The 17,368-nt window shown below is 55.8% G+C and carries 12 protein-coding genes, 3 tRNA genes and 3 rRNA genes; 16 read left to right on the forward strand and 2 right to left on the reverse strand.

Annotated elements, in window-relative coordinates; all coding sequences use genetic code 11:
• Positions 1 to 38 precede the first annotated feature (38 nt).
• The 13 genes from ubiB (at position 39) to rrf (ending at position 10,497) form a co-directional block, all read left to right on the forward strand.
• Positions 39 to 1,670 carry a ubiquinone biosynthesis regulatory protein kinase UbiB gene (ubiB, locus tag KDW95_RS16520; RefSeq protein ID WP_255852918.1) on the forward strand — a complete coding sequence of 544 codons (1,632 nt, stop codon included), beginning with the start codon at positions 39 to 41 and terminating at the stop codon, positions 1,668 to 1,670.
• 95 nt (positions 1,671 to 1,765) lie between these two features.
• Positions 1,766 to 2,176 carry a phosphoribosyl-AMP cyclohydrolase gene (gene hisI, locus KDW95_RS16525; RefSeq protein WP_255852919.1) on the forward strand — a complete coding sequence of 137 codons (411 nt, stop codon included), beginning with the start codon at positions 1,766 to 1,768 and terminating at the stop codon, positions 2,174 to 2,176.
• Positions 2,169 to 2,501 (forward strand): phosphoribosyl-ATP diphosphatase, encoded by a 333-nt coding sequence (locus KDW95_RS16530; protein ID WP_255852920.1) that lies wholly within the window; start codon positions 2,169 to 2,171, stop codon positions 2,499 to 2,501. Before hisI ends, KDW95_RS16530 begins: the two co-directional genes overlap by 8 nt.
• A 3-nt stretch (positions 2,502 to 2,504) precedes the next feature.
• Positions 2,505 to 2,840, forward strand: coding sequence for a histidine triad nucleotide-binding protein (locus KDW95_RS16535; RefSeq protein WP_255852921.1), 336 nt, complete (start codon positions 2,505 to 2,507; stop codon positions 2,838 to 2,840).
• 15 nt (positions 2,841 to 2,855) lie between these two features.
• Complete coding sequence (gene tatA, locus KDW95_RS16540; protein ID WP_255852922.1) at positions 2,856 to 3,116, forward strand: twin-arginine translocase TatA/TatE family subunit; 261 nt, start codon at positions 2,856 to 2,858, stop codon at positions 3,114 to 3,116.
• Between the two features lie 17 nt (positions 3,117 to 3,133).
• Entirely contained in the window at positions 3,134 to 3,496 is a 363-nt protein-coding gene (gene tatB / locus KDW95_RS16545; protein WP_255852923.1) for a Sec-independent protein translocase protein TatB, read from the forward strand.
• Positions 3,496 to 4,278 carry a twin-arginine translocase subunit TatC gene (tatC, locus tag KDW95_RS16550; protein WP_255852924.1) on the forward strand — a complete coding sequence of 261 codons (783 nt, stop codon included), beginning with the start codon at positions 3,496 to 3,498 and terminating at the stop codon, positions 4,276 to 4,278. Before tatB ends, tatC begins: the two co-directional genes overlap by 1 nt.
• A gap of 668 nt (positions 4,279 to 4,946) precedes the next feature.
• Positions 4,947 to 6,483 (forward strand): 16S ribosomal RNA (locus KDW95_RS16555).
• A gap of 127 nt (positions 6,484 to 6,610) precedes the next feature.
• Positions 6,611 to 6,687: transfer RNA gene (locus tag KDW95_RS16560), tRNA-Ile, on the forward strand.
• 125 nt (positions 6,688 to 6,812) lie between these two features.
• A tRNA-OTHER gene (locus tag KDW95_RS16565) sits at positions 6,813 to 6,899 on the forward strand.
• Between the two features lie 60 nt (positions 6,900 to 6,959).
• Positions 6,960 to 7,035 (forward strand) — tRNA-Ala (locus KDW95_RS16570).
• A 243-nt stretch (positions 7,036 to 7,278) separates the two neighbouring features.
• Positions 7,279 to 10,184 (forward strand): 23S ribosomal RNA (locus KDW95_RS16575).
• A gap of 197 nt (positions 10,185 to 10,381) precedes the next feature.
• Positions 10,382 to 10,497, forward strand: a 5S ribosomal RNA gene (rrf, locus tag KDW95_RS16580).
• Together the 16S, 23S and 5S rRNA genes with 3 tRNA genes alongside form the textbook arrangement of a ribosomal RNA operon.
• 534 nt (positions 10,498 to 11,031) lie before the next feature.
• Here the strand turns inward: rrf and KDW95_RS16585 are convergent.
• Positions 11,032 to 11,643, reverse strand: coding sequence for a hypothetical protein (locus tag KDW95_RS16585; protein WP_255852925.1), 612 nt, complete (start codon positions 11,641 to 11,643; stop codon positions 11,032 to 11,034).
• Between the two features lie 364 nt (positions 11,644 to 12,007).
• Here KDW95_RS16585 and carA point away from each other — a divergent pair, with 364 nt between their 5' ends.
• The 3 genes from carA to greA are packed head-to-tail and all read left to right on the forward strand — an operon-like array spanning position 12,008 to position 16,885.
• Complete coding sequence (gene carA, locus KDW95_RS16590) at positions 12,008 to 13,147, forward strand: glutamine-hydrolyzing carbamoyl-phosphate synthase small subunit (protein WP_255852926.1); 1,140 nt, start codon at positions 12,008 to 12,010, stop codon at positions 13,145 to 13,147.
• A gap of 43 nt (positions 13,148 to 13,190) precedes the next feature.
• Complete coding sequence (carB, locus tag KDW95_RS16595) at positions 13,191 to 16,412, forward strand: carbamoyl-phosphate synthase large subunit (protein WP_255852927.1); 3,222 nt, start codon at positions 13,191 to 13,193, stop codon at positions 16,410 to 16,412.
• Positions 16,409 to 16,885, forward strand: coding sequence for a transcription elongation factor GreA (gene greA / locus KDW95_RS16600; protein ID WP_255852928.1), 477 nt, complete (start codon positions 16,409 to 16,411; stop codon positions 16,883 to 16,885). The genes carB and greA overlap by 4 nt, the downstream gene beginning before the upstream one ends.
• A 57-nt stretch (positions 16,886 to 16,942) precedes the next feature.
• On the opposite strand, the gene KDW95_RS16605 is transcribed toward greA, so the two are convergent.
• Complete coding sequence (locus tag KDW95_RS16605) at positions 16,943 to 17,245, reverse strand: YhbY family RNA-binding protein (RefSeq protein WP_067386679.1); 303 nt, start codon at positions 17,243 to 17,245, stop codon at positions 16,943 to 16,945.
• Positions 17,246 to 17,368: the final 123 nt, after the last annotated feature.

Consider the following 17,368-nt stretch of genomic DNA (forward strand, 5'->3'; position numbering starts at 1 on the left):
CCTTTTAGTTTTAGTCAGTCAGACAGGATTTCCTACAGGTGCGACGACTTCTGCGCATAGCCAAGATTGCTCGAGTGTTGGCCCGTTATCGGCTGGATACCTTTTTTGAACAGATCGCCTTGCCCTGGTATATGCGACTGTGCCTGCGCCTGTTGCCCTGGCGATACTTCATTGCGGTGGAGCAGCCGCAGGGTGAGCGCCTGCGGCTGGCACTCGAGGCGCTGGGTCCGGTCTTTATCAAGTTTGGCCAGATGCTCTCCACAAGGCGCGACCTGCTGCCGGACGATATCGCGCTGGAGTTGCAGCGACTGCAGGACCGGGTGCCCCCCTTTCCCGGTGAAGAGGCCCGCCTGATCGTGGAAAAGGCGCTGGGCAAGAGTGTGGCAGAGCTGTTTGCCATGTTTGCGCCAGAGCCACTGGCGTCTGCGTCCGTGGCGCAGGTGCATGTCGCCCGTCTGCACAGCGGCCACGATGTGGTGGTGAAGGTGGTTCGTCCGGGCATCGAACGCACGATCCGCAAGGATGTCGATCTGTTGTACGCCTTCGCCCAGCTGCTGCAATGGGCCTGGCCGGAAGGGCGCCGACTGCGCCCGGTTGAGGTGGTGCGTGAGTATGAACAGACCATCTTTGATGAGCTGGACCTGCGCAAGGAGGCGGCCAATGGCTCGCAGTTGCGGCGCAATTTCGAACAGTCCGAGATACTCTATATCCCGGAAATCTTCTGGGACCTGACGCGACGCAATGTCCTGGTGATGGAGCGGATTCAGGGCATTCCGGTGGCGGACGTCGAGCAGTTGCGGGCCCAGAATACGGACATGAAGGCGCTGGCCGAACGTGGCGTCGAAATCTTCTTTACCCAGGTGTTCCGCGACAGCTTTTTCCATGCCGACATGCATCCTGGCAATATCTTTGTATCCCGGGAGAACCCTGCGCAGCCACAGTACCTGGCGGTCGACTTCGGTATTGTCGGTTCGCTCACGCCGGAGGATCAGAACTACCTGGCCCGCAATTTCCTGGCATTTTTCAAACGCGATTACCGCCAGGTGGCACAGCTGCATATCGATTCCGGCTGGGTGCCGCCGGATACCAATCTGTATGCCTTTGAAACAGCTATCCGCAGCGTCTGTGAACCTATTTTCGAGAAGCCGCTCAAGGATATCTCCTTTGGCCAGGTGCTGCTTGGTCTGTTCCAGACGGCGCGCCGCTTTAACATGGAGGTGCAGCCCCAGCTGGTGTTGTTGCAGAAAACCCTGCTCAACGTCGAGGGTCTCGGCAGGCAGCTGTACCCGGAACTGGATCTGTGGAAGACCGGTAAGCCGTACCTCGAAAACTGGATGAAAAACCGGGTCGGGCCCAAGGCACTGCTGCGTACCGTGAAGGAACAGGCGCCGGAGTGGCTCGACAAGCTGCCGCACATGCCGCAGCTGGTGTTTGACGCACTGCAGCAGGTCAAGCGCCTGGATGCCCATCAGCGGGCCCAGCAGCAGGTCCTGCTGCAGGCTCGGGAGGTAGCCGCGAGGCGCCGGCGGCGCGCGCGGGCCGGCGGTGTACTGCTGCTGGTGCTGGCGGTCGTGCTGGGAGCAGGCGATCCCGAGTCCTGGTTGCAGCAGCTTTCTGCCCCGGGCTGGCTGTTCGCCGCTGGCGGCGTCTATCTGCTACTAATGCACTAGACAAAGCACCAGGGTGACGGCCGTTGTGGCTTGGCGTTAACAGGGGCTTCGGTTATTCTTGCCTGCTCCAGTCGGATTTAGGTTCAAAAGAAGTTATGTCAGAACTCTGGCTCGATCAGGTGAAATGGAACAACGATGGCCTGGTTCCCGCCATCGCTCAGGACCACGAGAGCGGCCATATCTTGATGGTGGCCTGGATGAATCGCGAAGCGCTGCAGCTGACGGTGCAGGAGCAACGCGGCATTTACTGGTCCCGCTCGCGACAGAAACTGTGGCGCAAGGGCGAAGAGTCCGGCCATGTCCAGCAGTTGCATGAGGTTCGCCTCGACTGCGATGGGGATGTCATTCTGCTCAAGGTTGAACAGCTCGGCGGTATTGCCTGTCATACGGGACGTGAGAGCTGTTTTTACAGCGTGCTGGACGGCGGTCACTGGAATCCGGTCGATCCGGTGCTCAAGGAGCCCGGCGCCATCTATCAGAAACCCGAGAGTGCGAACAATGAATGATGTTTTGCAACAACTCGGTGTTTTACTGGAAGAGCGCAAGTCCGCTGCGCCCGATAGCTCCTATGTGGCGAGCCTGCATGCCAAGGGTCTGAACAAGATCCTCGAGAAGGTTGGCGAAGAGGCGACGGAAACTCTGCTGGCCGCCAAGGATGCCAGCATCAGTGGTGATAACAGCGACCTGGTTTACGAGACGGCGGATCTGTGGTTTCACAGCCTTGTCATGCTGTCCCACCTGGGGGAGTCGCCCCAGGCGGTGCTGGATGAGCTGGCGCGTCGTTTCGGGCTTTCGGGCCTTGAAGAAAAAGCCGCCCGCAGCAAGGACTAGCCAGTGCCGGCTTGCATTTTCTGCCGTATTGCCCGGCATGAAGCCCCGGCCGATGTATTGTATGAAGATGAACAGATCATGGCGTTCCGGGACAGGGCACCCAAGGCGCCGGTGCATCTGCTGGTGATACCCAGGAAGCATATATGCAACCTGGCCGACCTGCAGCCTCACGATGAAAGCTTGATCGCCCACATAATGATGAAATTACCGCAGATAGCGCGGTTGAGTGGCCTTGATAACGGCTTTCGCACGGTGACCAATACGGGTCGGGGCGGGCGCCAGGAGGTCTACCACCTGCATTTTCATATTCTTGGTGGCGGCAAATTGCCTGTCATGTGATTTGGGAGAGATGTTATGGGTTTTGGTGGTATTAGTGTTTGGCAGTTGCTCATCGTGCTTGCGATCCTGCTGCTGCTCTTTGGTACCAAGAAGCTGCGCAACATTGGCGGTGATCTTGGCGGTGCCCTGAAGGGCTTCAAAAAGGCGATGTCGGATGACAGCGACGATACCAAGGATGCAAAGACGCTGGACAAGAAAGACGACGCTCAGTTTTCCGAGCAGGTTGATACGGCGAAGAAAGAAACTGTCAAAGACGACAAAAAGACTGATCAATAAGCCATACGGGCCCCTGAATGTTCGATATAGGCTTTGCTGAGCTACTTATAGTGGCCGTGGTTGCGTTGCTGGTGCTGGGCCCTGAAAAGCTCCCGACGGCGGTGCGCACCCTCGGTTTGTGGGTGGGCAAATTCCGCCGTACCGTGAGCGGTATACAGTCGGAGATTTCGGAGGAACTGCGGCTGGATGAGCTGCGCCGCAATGCGTCCATCGAGAAAGACCGGCTTGAGGAAGAACTCTCCGAAATGAAAACTCCCTACAAGTCTGCCCAGGCACCTGCGAGCAGTGCCGCGCCTTTTGGCGAAAATGCGGCAACCCGTGAGGGCAGCGCTGTTGCCGACACGGATGGCAAAGTGTCGCGCGACCGGGCGGAGTCCTGATGAGCAAGCTGAACGATCCGGTATCTGAGCAGGCAGAAGAGCAGCCGCTGATTTCTCACCTGGTGGAGCTGCGTCAGCGACTCATCTGGGCCTTGCTGATCGTCATGCTGGTGTTTCTGAGTCTTTTTTATTTCGCCAACGACCTCTACGCCTATCTGTCCGAACCGCTCACCGCGCTGTTGCCGCCAGGCACCAGCATGATTGCCACGGATGTAACCTCGCCGTTCTTTGCCCCCTTCAAGCTGACGCTGGTGCTGTCGATATTTGCGGCCATGCCCTTTATCCTGCATCAGATCTGGGGCTTTATCGCGCCAGGCCTGTACAGTCATGAGCGGCGTATCGCGATTCCTCTGCTGGTCTCCAGCATCGCGCTCTTTTATAGCGGTATCGCCTTTGCCTACTATGTGGTGTTTCCGCTGATCTTTGGTTTCTTCACCAGCGTTGGCCCCGAGAACGTCGCTGTGATGACGGATATCAGCAGCTATCTCAATTTCGTGCTCAAGCTCTTTTTCGCCTTTGGTATCGTGTTTGAGATTCCCATCGCAACCTTGCTGATTATCTGGAGTGGTGTGTCCACGGTGGAGAGTCTGACAAGCAAGCGTGCCTATGTGGTGGTGGGCTGCTTTGTGGTCGGCATGCTGCTGACGCCGCCGGATGTGATCTCACAAAGCTTGCTGGCGCTGCCGATGTGGCTGCTGTTCGAACTGGGCATCCTGCTCGGCCGGGTGGTCGTACGCAAACCGGCCGAAAATGAAGACGAGGCTGAGGAGCCGGAGCACTAATTCCGGCAGTCAGACTTTTTGGCTTTTAGAAGGGCGCCCGATGGGGCGCCCTTTTTGTTTGCGGGTTGCGGAACCCTGCGGTTTTGTCAGTAAGTCCTGTTGTTAAAGCCTGCGCTGGTCGATTATCAACCAGCCTTTCCTGTGTTAAATGGTGACTGCTGTTTGTTTTTCGAACTGTTTAATGGGGCTGTCATCGGATTCGGGTCTGAATACCGCTTTTTTGCACTTTTATGGCGTTATTTGTAAATAGGCTGTTGACTCTGATCCGGGGCGCTGTAGAATGCGCACCTCGCTTAGGGAGAGCGGCTTCAACGGCCCTCAAGCAGAGCGGGCAAGTCGGAAGTAAGTGGTTGATTTTCTTAGAAAGTTAGCCGGTGTTATCGACTTGTGAGTCACTCGTTTTTCTCCTCGGCTGCGGTCGAAAATGTTGAAAAAAAGAGTTGACTTAAAACACCGAGTCGCTAGAATATGCGCCTCACTTGAGACACGGGATCAGCGGTAACGGTCCTTGAGTCCAAGCGCTCTTTAACAGATTGATCAGGTAATTCGTGTGGGCGCTTGTCAGGATAAGGCATAAAAGCTTTATCAAGGTAAGCAACCTTCATGTGAATTCATTTAAGTTGTTTTAGCTTGAGTCAGATTTATCGATACTTCGGTATCTTGATTTTAAACTGAAGAGTTTGATCATGGCTCAGATTGAACGCTGGCGGCAGGCCTAACACATGCAAGTCGAGCGGTAGAGAGAAGCTTGCTTCTCTTGAGAGCGGCGGACGGGTGAGTAACGCGTAGGAATCTACCTGGTAGTGGGGGACAACATTCGGAAACGGATGCTAATACCGCATACGCCCTACGGGGGAAAGGAGGGGCTCTTCGGACCTTTCGCTATCAGATGAGCCTGCGTAGGATTAGCTAGTTGGTGGGGTAAAGGCCCACCAAGGCGACGATCCTTAGCTGGTCTGAGAGGATGACCAGCCACACTGGGACTGAGACACGGCCCAGACTCCTACGGGAGGCAGCAGTGGGGAATATTGGACAATGGGGGCAACCCTGATCCAGCCATGCCGCGTGTGTGAAGAAGGCCTTCGGGTTGTAAAGCACTTTCAGTGGTGAGGAAAGGGTAACCGTTAATACCGGTTGCCTGTGACGTTAGCCACAGAAGAAGCACCGGCTAATTCCGTGCCAGCAGCCGCGGTAATACGGAAGGTGCGAGCGTTAATCGGAATAACTGGGCGTAAAGCGCGCGTAGGTGGTTGAGTCAGTCAGATGTGAAAGCCCCGGGCTTAACCTGGGAACTGCACCTGATACTGCTTGACTAGAGTACGGTAGAGGGCAGTGGAATTTCCTGTGTAGCGGTGAAATGCGTAGATATAGGAAGGAACACCAGTGGCGAAGGCGACTGCCTGGACTGATACTGACACTGAGGTGCGAAAGCGTGGGTAGCAAACAGGATTAGATACCCTGGTAGTCCACGCCGTAAACGATGTCGACTAGCCGTTGGGAGACTTGATCTCTTAGTGGCGCAGTTAACGCGATAAGTCGACCGCCTGGGGAGTACGGCCGCAAGGTTAAAACTCAAATGAATTGACGGGGGCCCGCACAAGCGGTGGAGCATGTGGTTTAATTCGACGCAACGCGAAGAACCTTACCTACTCTTGACATCCAGAGAACTCGCTAGAGATAGCTTGGTGCCTTCGGGAACTCTGAGACAGGTGCTGCATGGCTGTCGTCAGCTCGTGTTGTGAAATGTTGGGTTAAGTCCCGTAACGAGCGCAACCCTTGTCCTTATTTGCCAGCACGTAATGGTGGGAACTCTAAGGAGACTGCCGGTGACAAACCGGAGGAAGGTGGGGACGACGTCAAGTCATCATGGCCCTTACGAGTAGGGCTACACACGTGCTACAATGGCCGGTACAGAGGGCTGCAACCCCGCGAGGGTGAGCTAATCTCAGAAAACCGGTCGTAGTCCGGATCGCAGTCTGCAACTCGACTGCGTGAAGTCGGAATCGCTAGTAATCGCGAATCAGCATGTCGCGGTGAATACGTTCCCGGGCCTTGTACACACCGCCCGTCACACCATGGGAGTGGGTTGCACCAGAAGTAGCTAGTCTAACCTTCGGGAGGACGGTTACCACGGTGTGGTCCATGACTGGGGTGAAGTCGTAACAAGGTAGCCGTAGGGGAACCTGCGGCTGGATCACCTCCTTAAACGACATGGCTTGTTCTGGCATAGCGTCCACACGAATTACCTGATCAAACGTTAAAGAGAGCGAACTATTCGCGGGGGTAACCTGTGGATAAAGAGCTGAAGCCGAAGGCTGAGGCTCGATGATGTAGGCTTGTAGCTCAGCTGGTTAGAGCGCACCCCTGATAAGGGTGAGGTCGGTGGTTCAAGTCCACTCAGGCCTACCAACTTTCCGCTTAGGAAGTTGAAGTAGATCGATGGATGAGAGCGCACCCCACTCTTTATGATAAAGAATGGGTGAAGTCGGTACCTCAAGTCCACTCAGGCCTACCAATTATTCGTCAGAATGATTGATAGTGGCTCAGCTGGTTAGAGCGCACCCCACTCTTTATAGTAAAGAAGGGGGTGAGGTCGGTGGTTCAAGTCCACGCTGACATCACAGCCAATCAAGCGCGGTTGATACTGTTACCTGGTTACTTTCTGTACCAGGAAAAGTTCCGGGGCTATAGCTCAGCTGGGAGAGCGCCTGCTTTGCACGCAGGAGGTCTGCGGTTCGATCCCGCATAGCTCCACCATTACGTGATGGTGTGGAATTACCTGATTAACGAAAGCTGTAAGCCATACGTTTAAAGCCCTGAGGGTTTTAAATCTATCGCTTAAAGCTGTCGGCTTAAAGCTCAGTGCTTCAAGCTCGCTTTATCGCTCTTTAACAATATGGATTCGAATTAATTCGAGATATGTCTTGTACTGTAGTACAAGCGCCAATGGCGAAAAATCTTATCGAACTCTCGTCCTTACCAGACGCCTTCGGGTTATATGGTCAAGTGACGAAGCGTGCACGGTGGATGCCTTGGCAGTCAGAGGCGATGAAAGACGTGGTAGCCTGCGAAAAGCTTCGGGGAGGTGGCAAACAACCTTTGATCCGGAGATGTCTGAATGGGGAAACCCACCCAGCTTGCTGGGTATCTTTTAGCTGAATACATAGGCTTTAAGAGGCGAACTCGGGGAACTGAAACATCTAAGTACCCGAAGGAAAAGAAATCAATTGAGATTCCCTTAGTAGCGGCGAGCGAACGGGGACTAGCCCTTAAGTTGGTTTGGTGTTAGCAGAAGGCCCTGGAAAGTGCCGCCATAGTGGGTGATAGCCCCGTATGCGAAAGCGCCTTATCAATGAAAACGAGTAGGACGGGACACGTGTTATCCTGTCTGAACATGGGGGGACCATCCTCCAAGGCTAAATACTCCTGACTGACCGATAGTGAACCAGTACCGTGAGGGAAAGGCGAAAAGAACCCCTGTGAGGGGAGTGAAATAGACCCTGAAACCGTGTACGTACAAGCAGTGGGAGCGGTTCTTGAGACCGTGACTGCGTACCTTTTGTATAATGGGTCAGCGACTTAATTTCAGTAGCAAGGTTAACCGTATAGGGGAGCCGTAGGGAAACCGAGTCTTAATAGGGCGTTTAGTTGCTGGGATTAGACCCGAAACCGGGCGATCTATCCATGGGCAGGTTGAAGGTTGAGTAACATCAACTGGAGGACCGAACCGACTACCGTTGAAAAGTTAGCGGATGACCTGTGGATCGGAGTGAAAGGCTAATCAAGCCCGGAGATAGCTGGTTCTCCTCGAAAGCTATTTAGGTAGCGCCTCATGTCTCACCACCGGGGGTAGAGCACTGTTTCGGCTAGGGGGTCATCCCGACTTACCAACCCGATGCAAACTCCGAATACCGGTGAGTGCAATCATGGAGAGACACACGGCGGGTGCTAACGTCCGTCGTGAAAAGGGCAACAACCCAGACCACCAGCTAAGGTCCCAAAGTTATCACTAAGTGGGAAACGATGTGGGAAGGCTCAGACAGCTAGGAGGTTGGCTTAGAAGCAGCCACCCTTTAAAGAAAGCGTAATAGCTCACTAGTCGAGTCGGCCTGCGCGGAAGATATAACGGGGCTAAGTGATACACCGAAGCTGTGGATGCCATTTTATGGCATGGTAGAGGAGCGTTCTGTAAGCCGTTGAAGGGAAAGCTGTGAGGCATCCTGGAGGTATCAGAAGTGCGAATGCTGACATGAGTAACGATAAATGGGGTGAAAAACCTCCACGCCGGAAGACCAAGGTTTCCTATCCAACGCTATTCGAGGTAGGGTGAGTCGGCCCCTAAGGCGAGGCAGAAATGCGTAGTCGATGGGAAGCAGGTTAAATTCCTGCACCGGCAGTAACTGCGATGAGGGGACGGAGAAGGCTAGGCGAGCGCAGCGTTGGTTGTCTGCGTTTAAGGATGTAGGTTGGGGGATTAGGCAAATCCGGGTCCCCTAAGACTGAGATCTGATGACGAGGTCCCATGTGGACTGAAGTCGTTGATGCCACGCTTCCAGGAAAAGCCTCTAAGCTTCAGGTTACTGCTGACCGTACCCAAAACCGACACAGGTGGTCAGGTAGAGAATACCAAGGCGCTTGAGAGAACTCGGGTGAAGGAACTAGGCAAAATGGTGCCGTAACTTCGGGAGAAGGCACGCTCCTGATGGTGTGACCCCCTTGCGGGGCGAGCTGTTGGGAGTCGAAGATACCAGGTGGCTGCGACTGTTTATTAAAAACACAGCACTCTGCAAACACGAAAGTGGACGTATAGGGTGTGACGCCTGCCCGGTGCCGGAAGGTTAATTGATGGGGTTAGCGCAAGCGAAGCTCTTGATCGAAGCCCCGGTAAACGGCGGCCGTAACTATAACGGTCCTAAGGTAGCGAAATTCCTTGTCGGGTAAGTTCCGACCTGCACGAATGGCGTAACGATGGCCACACTGTCTCCACCCGAGACTCAGTGAAATTGAAATAGCTGTTAAGAGATGCAGTTTACCCGCGGCTAGACGGAAAGACCCCGTGAACCTTTACTATAGCTTCACAGTGGACTTTGACATTGCTTGTGTAGGATAGCTGGGAGGCTTTGAAGCGTGGACGCCAGTCTGCGTGGAGCCAATCTTGAAATACCAGCCTGGCACTGTTGAGGTTCTAACTCTGGACCGTGATCCGGTTCGAGGACATTGTGTGGTGGGTAGTTTGACTGGGGCGGTCTCCTCCAAAGAGTAACGGAGGAGCACGAAGGTACCCTCAGCATGGTCGGAAATCATGCAATGAGCGCAAGAGTATAAGGGTGCTTGACTGCGACACTGACACGTGGAGCAGGTACGAAAGTAGGTTCTAGTGATCCGGTGGTTCTGTATGGAAGGGCCATCGCTCAACGGATAAAAGGTACTCCGGGGATAACAGGCTGATACCGCCCAAGAGTTCACATCACATCGTTCACATCGACGGCGGTGTTTGGCACCTCGATGTCGGCTCATCACATCTGGGGCTGAAGCCGGTCCCAAGGGTATGGCTGTTCGCCATTTAAAGTGGTACGCGAGCTGGGTTTAGAACGTCGTGAGACAGTTCGGTCCCTATCTGCCGTGGGCGTTTGAGATTTGAGAAGAGTTGCTCCTAGTACGAGAGGACCGGAGTGAACGAACCTCTGGTGTTCCGGTTGTCACGCCAGTGGCATTGCCGGGTAGCTACGTTCGGACGGGATAACCGCTGAAAGCATCTAAGCGGGAAGCCCCCTTCAAGATGAGATCTCACTGGGACCTTGAGTCCCCTAAAGGGCCGTTTAAGACTAAGACGTTGATAGGCGGGGTGTGTAAGCGCTGCGAGGCGTTGAGCTAACCCGTACTAATTGCCCGTGAGGCTTGACCATATAACGCCCAAGGCGTTTGGTTGCCGGCTGACGAAACGCAGCCGAAAAGCACGAGAGACAAGATTTTTGAGCATTGGCAAGAGCTTGTGCTGCAGACAAGACAAAGCGCGCTTTCAAAAAGCACGCACCCTCGAATTAAGGCACGTAGTGAACAGAGAAATCTGATCATTACCAGAATCCATATTGTACAAGTTTTGCTTGGCGACAATAGAGCTGTGGAACCACCTGATCCCATCCCGAACTCAGTAGTGAAACGCGGTATCGCCGATGGTAGTGTGGGGTTTCCCCATGTGAGAGTAGGTCATCGCCAAGCATTTAATAACGGAAACCCCGGTCTCGCAGAGGCCGGGGTTTTTCCGTTATGGATCGACGCTGGCGATGACTCTCACATGGGGCAGGTAAACAGCGCCGCTGGCGGCCGCCCTGCCATGTGATAGTAGGGTCAAAACGGGATTTGTCGAAGCGCAGCTTTGACCCGTTTTGACGACCGCGGCCTATGGGCCCGCGGGACGGCTCAAGCGCAGCGCCGAGGCGCCAAGCATTTATTCAACGAAAACGCCTCGACCTCTGGTTGGGGTGTTTTTGTATGTGGGATTTGAAAAAAGTCTAAGGCCGCAAAAAAGCCACCTGATCCCATCCGCTCTTTATCCGCAGCACGCGCCCAGTAGCGGCCGCTCCCGAGTATCCCTGCTCTCGCGGCATTCGTGCGTCCCTGCACATCAACGCGGTATCGCCGATGGTAGTGCATTGTGAGTACCCAAGGGGCATACCAAGTAGGTCATCGCCAAGCATTTAATAACGAAAACCCGGTCTCGCAGAGGCCGGGGGTTCCGTTATGGCCCGACGTTTACCGACTGGGCCAGGACCTGTGGCTGCGGTTGCTGCCTTCGGCGCGGTTGATCCAGTATTGAACCTTGAAGGGTGTGCCAAGCTGAGCTTGTGGTGGTGCAGCTGAGTTGTGGCTGAGCTGAAAGCGTCCACCACATCCCAGAGTTTCATCTTTTGGGGTTACGGCAATCTGCCCGGTACCGATACCGCTGGCGGAATCCAGTTTGCCCCATATTTTTAGCTGGGGCTCGTTGTTGAAAATGCCGACGCCGCCATAGATCCAGGTGTCGCCGCGTACAGGCATCTGGTGTCTGAATTCGCCGCTGGCATTGATGGTGGTACTGAAATTAAAGCTCGGTGCCCTTCCTAGAGTGCCCTCAACTTTTCCGTCCTGGACGCTCAGGCTGATCAGGTCCTGATAGCGCGCACAGTCAATTTCGACAGCACCTGCAAGTGCGCCATAGGCCACCTTGTGAGAGTAGGCGTGGCGGGCCAGGCCTTGCCAGTTGCCATTCAGCGTCAGGGGGTTGAGCGAGTCGGGGGTCGGCGGTTCATACCAGTAGCTGGGAGATGCGCAGCTGGCCAGTACCGCTGCCGTCAGTATCAGTGGGGCTCTATGCAACGGTTTCATTGTGTACTCCCGCAGTTTGGGTCTCAATCGTCAGACTCTGTGGCGCCGGCCCGGTTCAGTATGGCGTTGGACATCATTGTCTGCTGGCGCTTATGTGTCAGCAACTTGATGATTCTTATAGCTTTCATGGGCGCTGCGAAGTGCTGCTTGAAGTATGCCCAGGACGCTCCCGGGCAGTAAGGCCGTACTGCGCGTGGACAGCTGGGTAACAATCGACTAGAATACCGCCGGTTTGCCTGCCCGCAGGGGTGGCTAAACCCAAAATTCTATAGAGCGAGGTAAAGTTTCGGTTTTACCTCGCTTTTTTGCACCTGTTTATTTTTGTATCGGCTTGTTTGTAACGCATCGCGCGGGGGAGGTTCACTTGACGAGACCAGCCATTTTGGCCCTTGAAGACGGTAGTATTTTCAGGGGGGTGGCAATTGGTGCCGACGGCCAATCCAGCGGAGAAGTGGTTTTTAACACCTCCATGACAGGCTATCAGGAAATCCTGACAGACCCGTCCTACTGCCGTCAGATCGTAACCCTGACATACCCGCACATCGGTAACGTCGGCACCAACAGTGAAGACGAAGAGTCTGCCAAGACCTGGGTCTCCGGTCTCGTAATTCGTGATCTGCCTTTGCTGGCGAGCAACTTTCGCAGTGAACAGTCGCTGGATGAGTACCTGAAAGCCAACAATATTATCGGTATCGCCGATATTGATACCCGTCGCCTGACGCGTATTCTGCGTGAAAAAGGTGCGCAGAACGGCTGCATCATGGCCGGTGATTCGGTTGATGAGGCGGCTGCGCTGGCTGATGCCAAGGCATTTCCGGGCCTTAAGGGCATGGATCTGGCCAAGGTCGTTTCCACCTCGGAAATCTACAGCTGGAACTCCTCCACCTGGGAACTCGGTGTCGGCCACACCGACAAGAACGCGTCCGAGCAGCCGTTCCACGTTGTTGCCTATGACTACGGTGTAAAGCGCAATATCCTGCGCATGCTGGTAGAACGCGGCTGCCGCCTGACGGTTGTACCGGCGCAGACCCCCGCCGCAGATGTGCTGGCCCTCAATCCGGATGGTGTTTTCCTGTCCAACGGCCCCGGTGACCCGGAACCCTGCGATTACGCAATTGAGGCTATCAGGGCGGTCTGCGAGACCGATCTGCCGGTATTTGGTATTTGCCTCGGGCACCAGCTGCTGGCGCTGGCCAGCGGTGCCAAGACCATGAAAATGAAATTTGGCCACCACGGCGCGAACCATCCGGTACAGGATCTGGATTCATCCCGCGTGATGATCACCAGCCAGAACCATGGTTTTGCGGTCGACGAAACCACCCTGCCGTCGAATGTACGTGCTATCCACAAGTCGCTGTTCGACGGCTCCTTGCAGGGTATTGAACTGACTGACCGACCCGCTTTCAGCTTCCAGGGACACCCTGAAGCGAGCCCGGGGCCGCAGGATGTCGCGCCGCTGTTCGATCGCTTTATCGAACAGATGAAGGCCCGCCAGGGCGCCTGAGCGACACCCAGATACAGCTAACAGATTTGACTGGTTTATATCGATGCCAAAACGTACGGACATTAAAAGTATTCTGATTCTAGGTGCAGGGCCGATCGTAATCGGCCAGGCCTGTGAGTTCGACTATTCCGGTGCTCAGGCCTGCAAGGCGCTGCGCGAAGAAGGTTTCCGGGTTATCCTGGTGAACTCCAACCCGGCCACCATCATGACCGATCCGGCGATGGCGGACGCGACCTATATTGAGCCGATCAACTGGAAAACGGTTGCGAAAATCATTGAAAAGGAGCGCCCGGACGCTCTGCTGCCGACCATGGGCGGCCAGACTGCACTGAACTGTGCGCTGGATCTGGATCGCGAAGGCGTACTGGCCGAGTTCGGCGTTGAGATGATTGGCGCCAGCCAGGATGCCATCGACAAGGCGGAAGACCGCGAGCGTTTTGACAAGGCAATGAAGTCCATCGGCCTTGAATGCCCGCGTGCCATGATCGCCCACAGCATGGAAGAAGCGCTGCAGGTGCAGGCTTCTATCGGCTTCCCGGCGATCATTCGTCCGTCCTTCACCATGGGTGGATCGGGCGGCGGTATCGCCTACAACCGTGAAGAATTTGTCGAAATCTGCGAGCGTGGTCTGGACCTGTCCCCGACCAACGAGCTGCTGATCGACGAATCCCTGATCGGCTGGAAGGAATACGAGATGGAGGTCGTTCGAGACAAGAACGACAACTGCATCATCGTCTGCACCATCGAGAACTTCGATGCCATGGGCGTGCACACCGGGGATTCCATCACCGTGGCACCGGCCCAGACGCTGACGGACAAGGAATACCAGCTGATGCGCGATGCCTCCATCGCCGTCCTGCGGGAGATCGGCGTTGAAACCGGCGGTTCCAACGTCCAGTTCGGTATCGATCCGAAAACCGGCCGCATGGTGGTGATCGAGATGAACCCGCGTGTATCGCGCTCGTCTGCACTGGCGTCCAAGGCGACCGGCTTCCCGATCGCCAAGATCGCCGCCAAGCTCGCGATCGGCTACACCCTGGATGAGCTGCAGAACGACATCACCGGTGGCCGTACGCCGGCGTCTTTCGAGCCGGCCATCGACTACGTCGTGACCAAGATTCCGCGCTTTACCTTTGAAAAATTCCCCCAGGCCAACGACCGCCTGACCACCCAGATGAAATCCGTGGGTGAAGTCATGGCTATCGGCCGTACTCAGCAGGAGTCCTTGCAAAAGGCACTGCGCGGCCTGGAAGTGGGCGCGACCGGTCTGGACCCGATTGTCGACCTGGAAAGCGAAGATGCGCGCAGCGATATCATTCGCGAGCTCAAGCAGCCCGGCGCCGAGCGTATCTGGTACATCGGTGATGCCCTGCGTCTGGGCATGAGCGTCGAGGAAATCTACGAACTGTCCGGCGTGGACCCCTGGTTCCTGGTGCAGCTTGAAGACCTCATCAAGGATGAAGAGCGCGTCTCCCGCATGGCCCTGTCCGACATGGACAAGGATCAGGTCTACCGCCTCAAGCGCAAGGGCTTCTCGGATGCGCGCCTGTCCAAATTGCTGGGTGTGAGCGAGAAACAGTTCCGCAAGCAGCGCCATAGCCTGGGCGTGCGTCCGGTTTACAAGCGTGTGGATACCTGTGCGGCCGAGTTTGCGACGGATACGGCTTACATGTACTCGACCTACGAGGAAGAGTGCGAGGCCAATCCGTCGACGCGTGACAAGATCATGGTGATTGGCGGTGGCCCTAACCGTATCGGTCAGGGCATCGAGTTCGACTACTGCTGCGTGCATGCCGCCCTGGCCGCCCGGGAAGACGGTTACGAGACCATTATGGTCAACTGTAACCCCGAGACGGTGTCCACCGATTACGATACCTCTGACCGCCTCTACTTCGAGCCGATCACGCTGGAAGACGTGCTGGAGATTGTGGCCGTTGAGCAGCCCAAGGGCGTCATCGTTCAGTACGGTGGCCAGACGCCGTTGAAGCTGGCGGTCGCGCTGGAGCAGGCCGGCGTACCGATTATCGGTACCAGCCCGGAAGCGATTGACCGTGCCGAAGACCGTGAACAGTTCCAGCAGATGCTCAAGCGCCTGGGGCTGAAACAGCCGCAGAACGCGACTGTTCGCAGCCTGGAAGCCGCCGTTATCGAAGCGGCCAAGATCGGCTATCCGCTGGTTGTGCGTCCGTCCTATGTGCTGGGCGGGCGGGCGATGGAGATCGTCTACAAGGAAGAGGAACTGCGCCGCTACATGACCAGCGCCGTGAAGGTGTCCAACGATGCGCCGGTATTGCTGGATCACTTCCTCAATGCCGCCGTTGAAGTCGATATCGATGCGATCTGCGACGGCAAGACCGTCGTGATCGGCGCCATCATGCAGCACATCGAGCAGGCCGGTGTTCACTCCGGTGATTCCGCCTGCTCGCTGCCGCCGTACAGCCTGGCGGCAGACGTGCAGGACGAGATGCGCGAGCAGGTCAAGAAAATGGCGCTGGAACTCGGTGTTGTCGGTCTGATGAACGTGCAGCTGGCCTACCAGGACGGTGAAATCTACGTTATCGAAGTCAACCCGCGTGCTTCCCGCACCGTGCCTTTCGTTTCCAAGTGCATTGGTGTGTCCCTGGCCAAGGTCGCGGCCCTGGTCATGACCGGAAAATCCCTGCAGGAACTGGGCTTTACCGAGGAGATCGTGCCGAGCAACTTCTACGTCAAGGAAGCGGTGTTCCCGTTCAACAAGTTCCCGAGCGTGGACCCGATCCTGGGCCCGGAAATGAAGTCGACCGGTGAAGTCATGGGCGTGGGAGCCACCTTTGGTGAAGCCTTCATGAAAGCCCAGATCGGCGCAGGCGAGAAAATGCCGAAGAAAGGCAAGGCCTTCATCTCGGTGCGCGATGTCGACAAGGCAGGCGTGGTCAAGGTTGCCAGGTCCCTGGTGGATCTCGGTTTCTCCCTGGTGGGTACCGGCGGTACGGTCAAGCTGCTGGCCGAGCACAATGTGCCGGCAACGGCGGTGAACAAGGTCATGGAAGGCCGGCCGAACATCGTGGACATGATCAAGAACGAAGAAATTGTGTATGTGATCAATACCACGGAAGGCCGCAAGGCGATTGCTGACTCGTCTGAGATTCGCCGCGGCGCGCTGCAGCACAAGGTGCCTTACACCACGACCCTGGCTGGCGCTGAAGCCATGGCCATGGCGCTGGAGTACGGTGAAGAGAAGGTCGTACGCAGCCTTCAGGACTTGCATGCAGGTATCGCGAAATGAAACGTGTCCCGATGACAGTAGGTGGCGAAAAAGCACTGCGCGCAGAGCTGGACCGTCTGAAGTCCAAGGATCGTCCGCGCGTGATCGCGGACATTGCCACGGCGCGCGAGCATGGCGATCTGAAGGAAAATGCCGAGTATCATGCGGCGCGTGAACAGCAGGGTTTCATTGAAGGCCGGATACAGGAACTTGAATCCAAGCTGTCGCAATGCCAGGTAATCGATGTCACCACGATTCCCCATAGCGGCAAGGTCTTCTTCGGCGCCACGGTACTGATCGCCAACATTGATAGCGGTGATGAGGTGAATTACCAGATCGTCGGTGATGACGAAGCTGATATCAAGCTGAGCAAGATTTCGGTGAATTCGCCGATTGCGCGTGCCTTGATCGGCAAGGAAGAAGGCGATATTGCCTGTGTGGCGACACCCGGTGGGGAAATCGAGTATGAAATCATCGAGGTGAAGCACATCTGACCGTGCCCTGACATAAAAAAACCGCCAGCAGGCGGTTTTTTTATGTGGCGCTAAGGCCTAGCGCAGCAAGTTGGACAGCTTGGGATTGGGTTCCAGTGCCTTGCGGTAAATCAGGGCAATGTTGCCAATTTCCTGCACCAGGGTGCACTCCACGATGGTGCAGAGTTCCTGGATAAGCTGCTTTTTGATTTCGCGCTCGCCAACCGCAAACTTCACCTTGATCAGTTCGTGGTCGTCCAGGGCACGATCGACTTCAAGCTGCAGGTTCTCGGTCAGTCCCTTACCGGCAACGGTCACGATCGGGTTCAGTTTGTGGCCGATGGTGCGCAGCTGCTTCTTTTGCTCGGGCGTCAGGCTCATACTAGAATACGTTGCCTCGTGATTGTGTGGGTCCGGCTTGCGTGTTACAACGGGCCGCGATGAAAACAATCTACCATTTTACCTGAGTTGCCTATCGCTGAGTAGCGTTGCAACCATTGATCG

This window comes from Marinobacterium rhizophilum (assembly GCF_024397915.1).
In the GTDB taxonomy this organism is placed as follows: Bacteria; Pseudomonadota; Gammaproteobacteria; order Pseudomonadales; family Balneatricaceae; genus Marinobacterium_A; species Marinobacterium_A rhizophilum_A.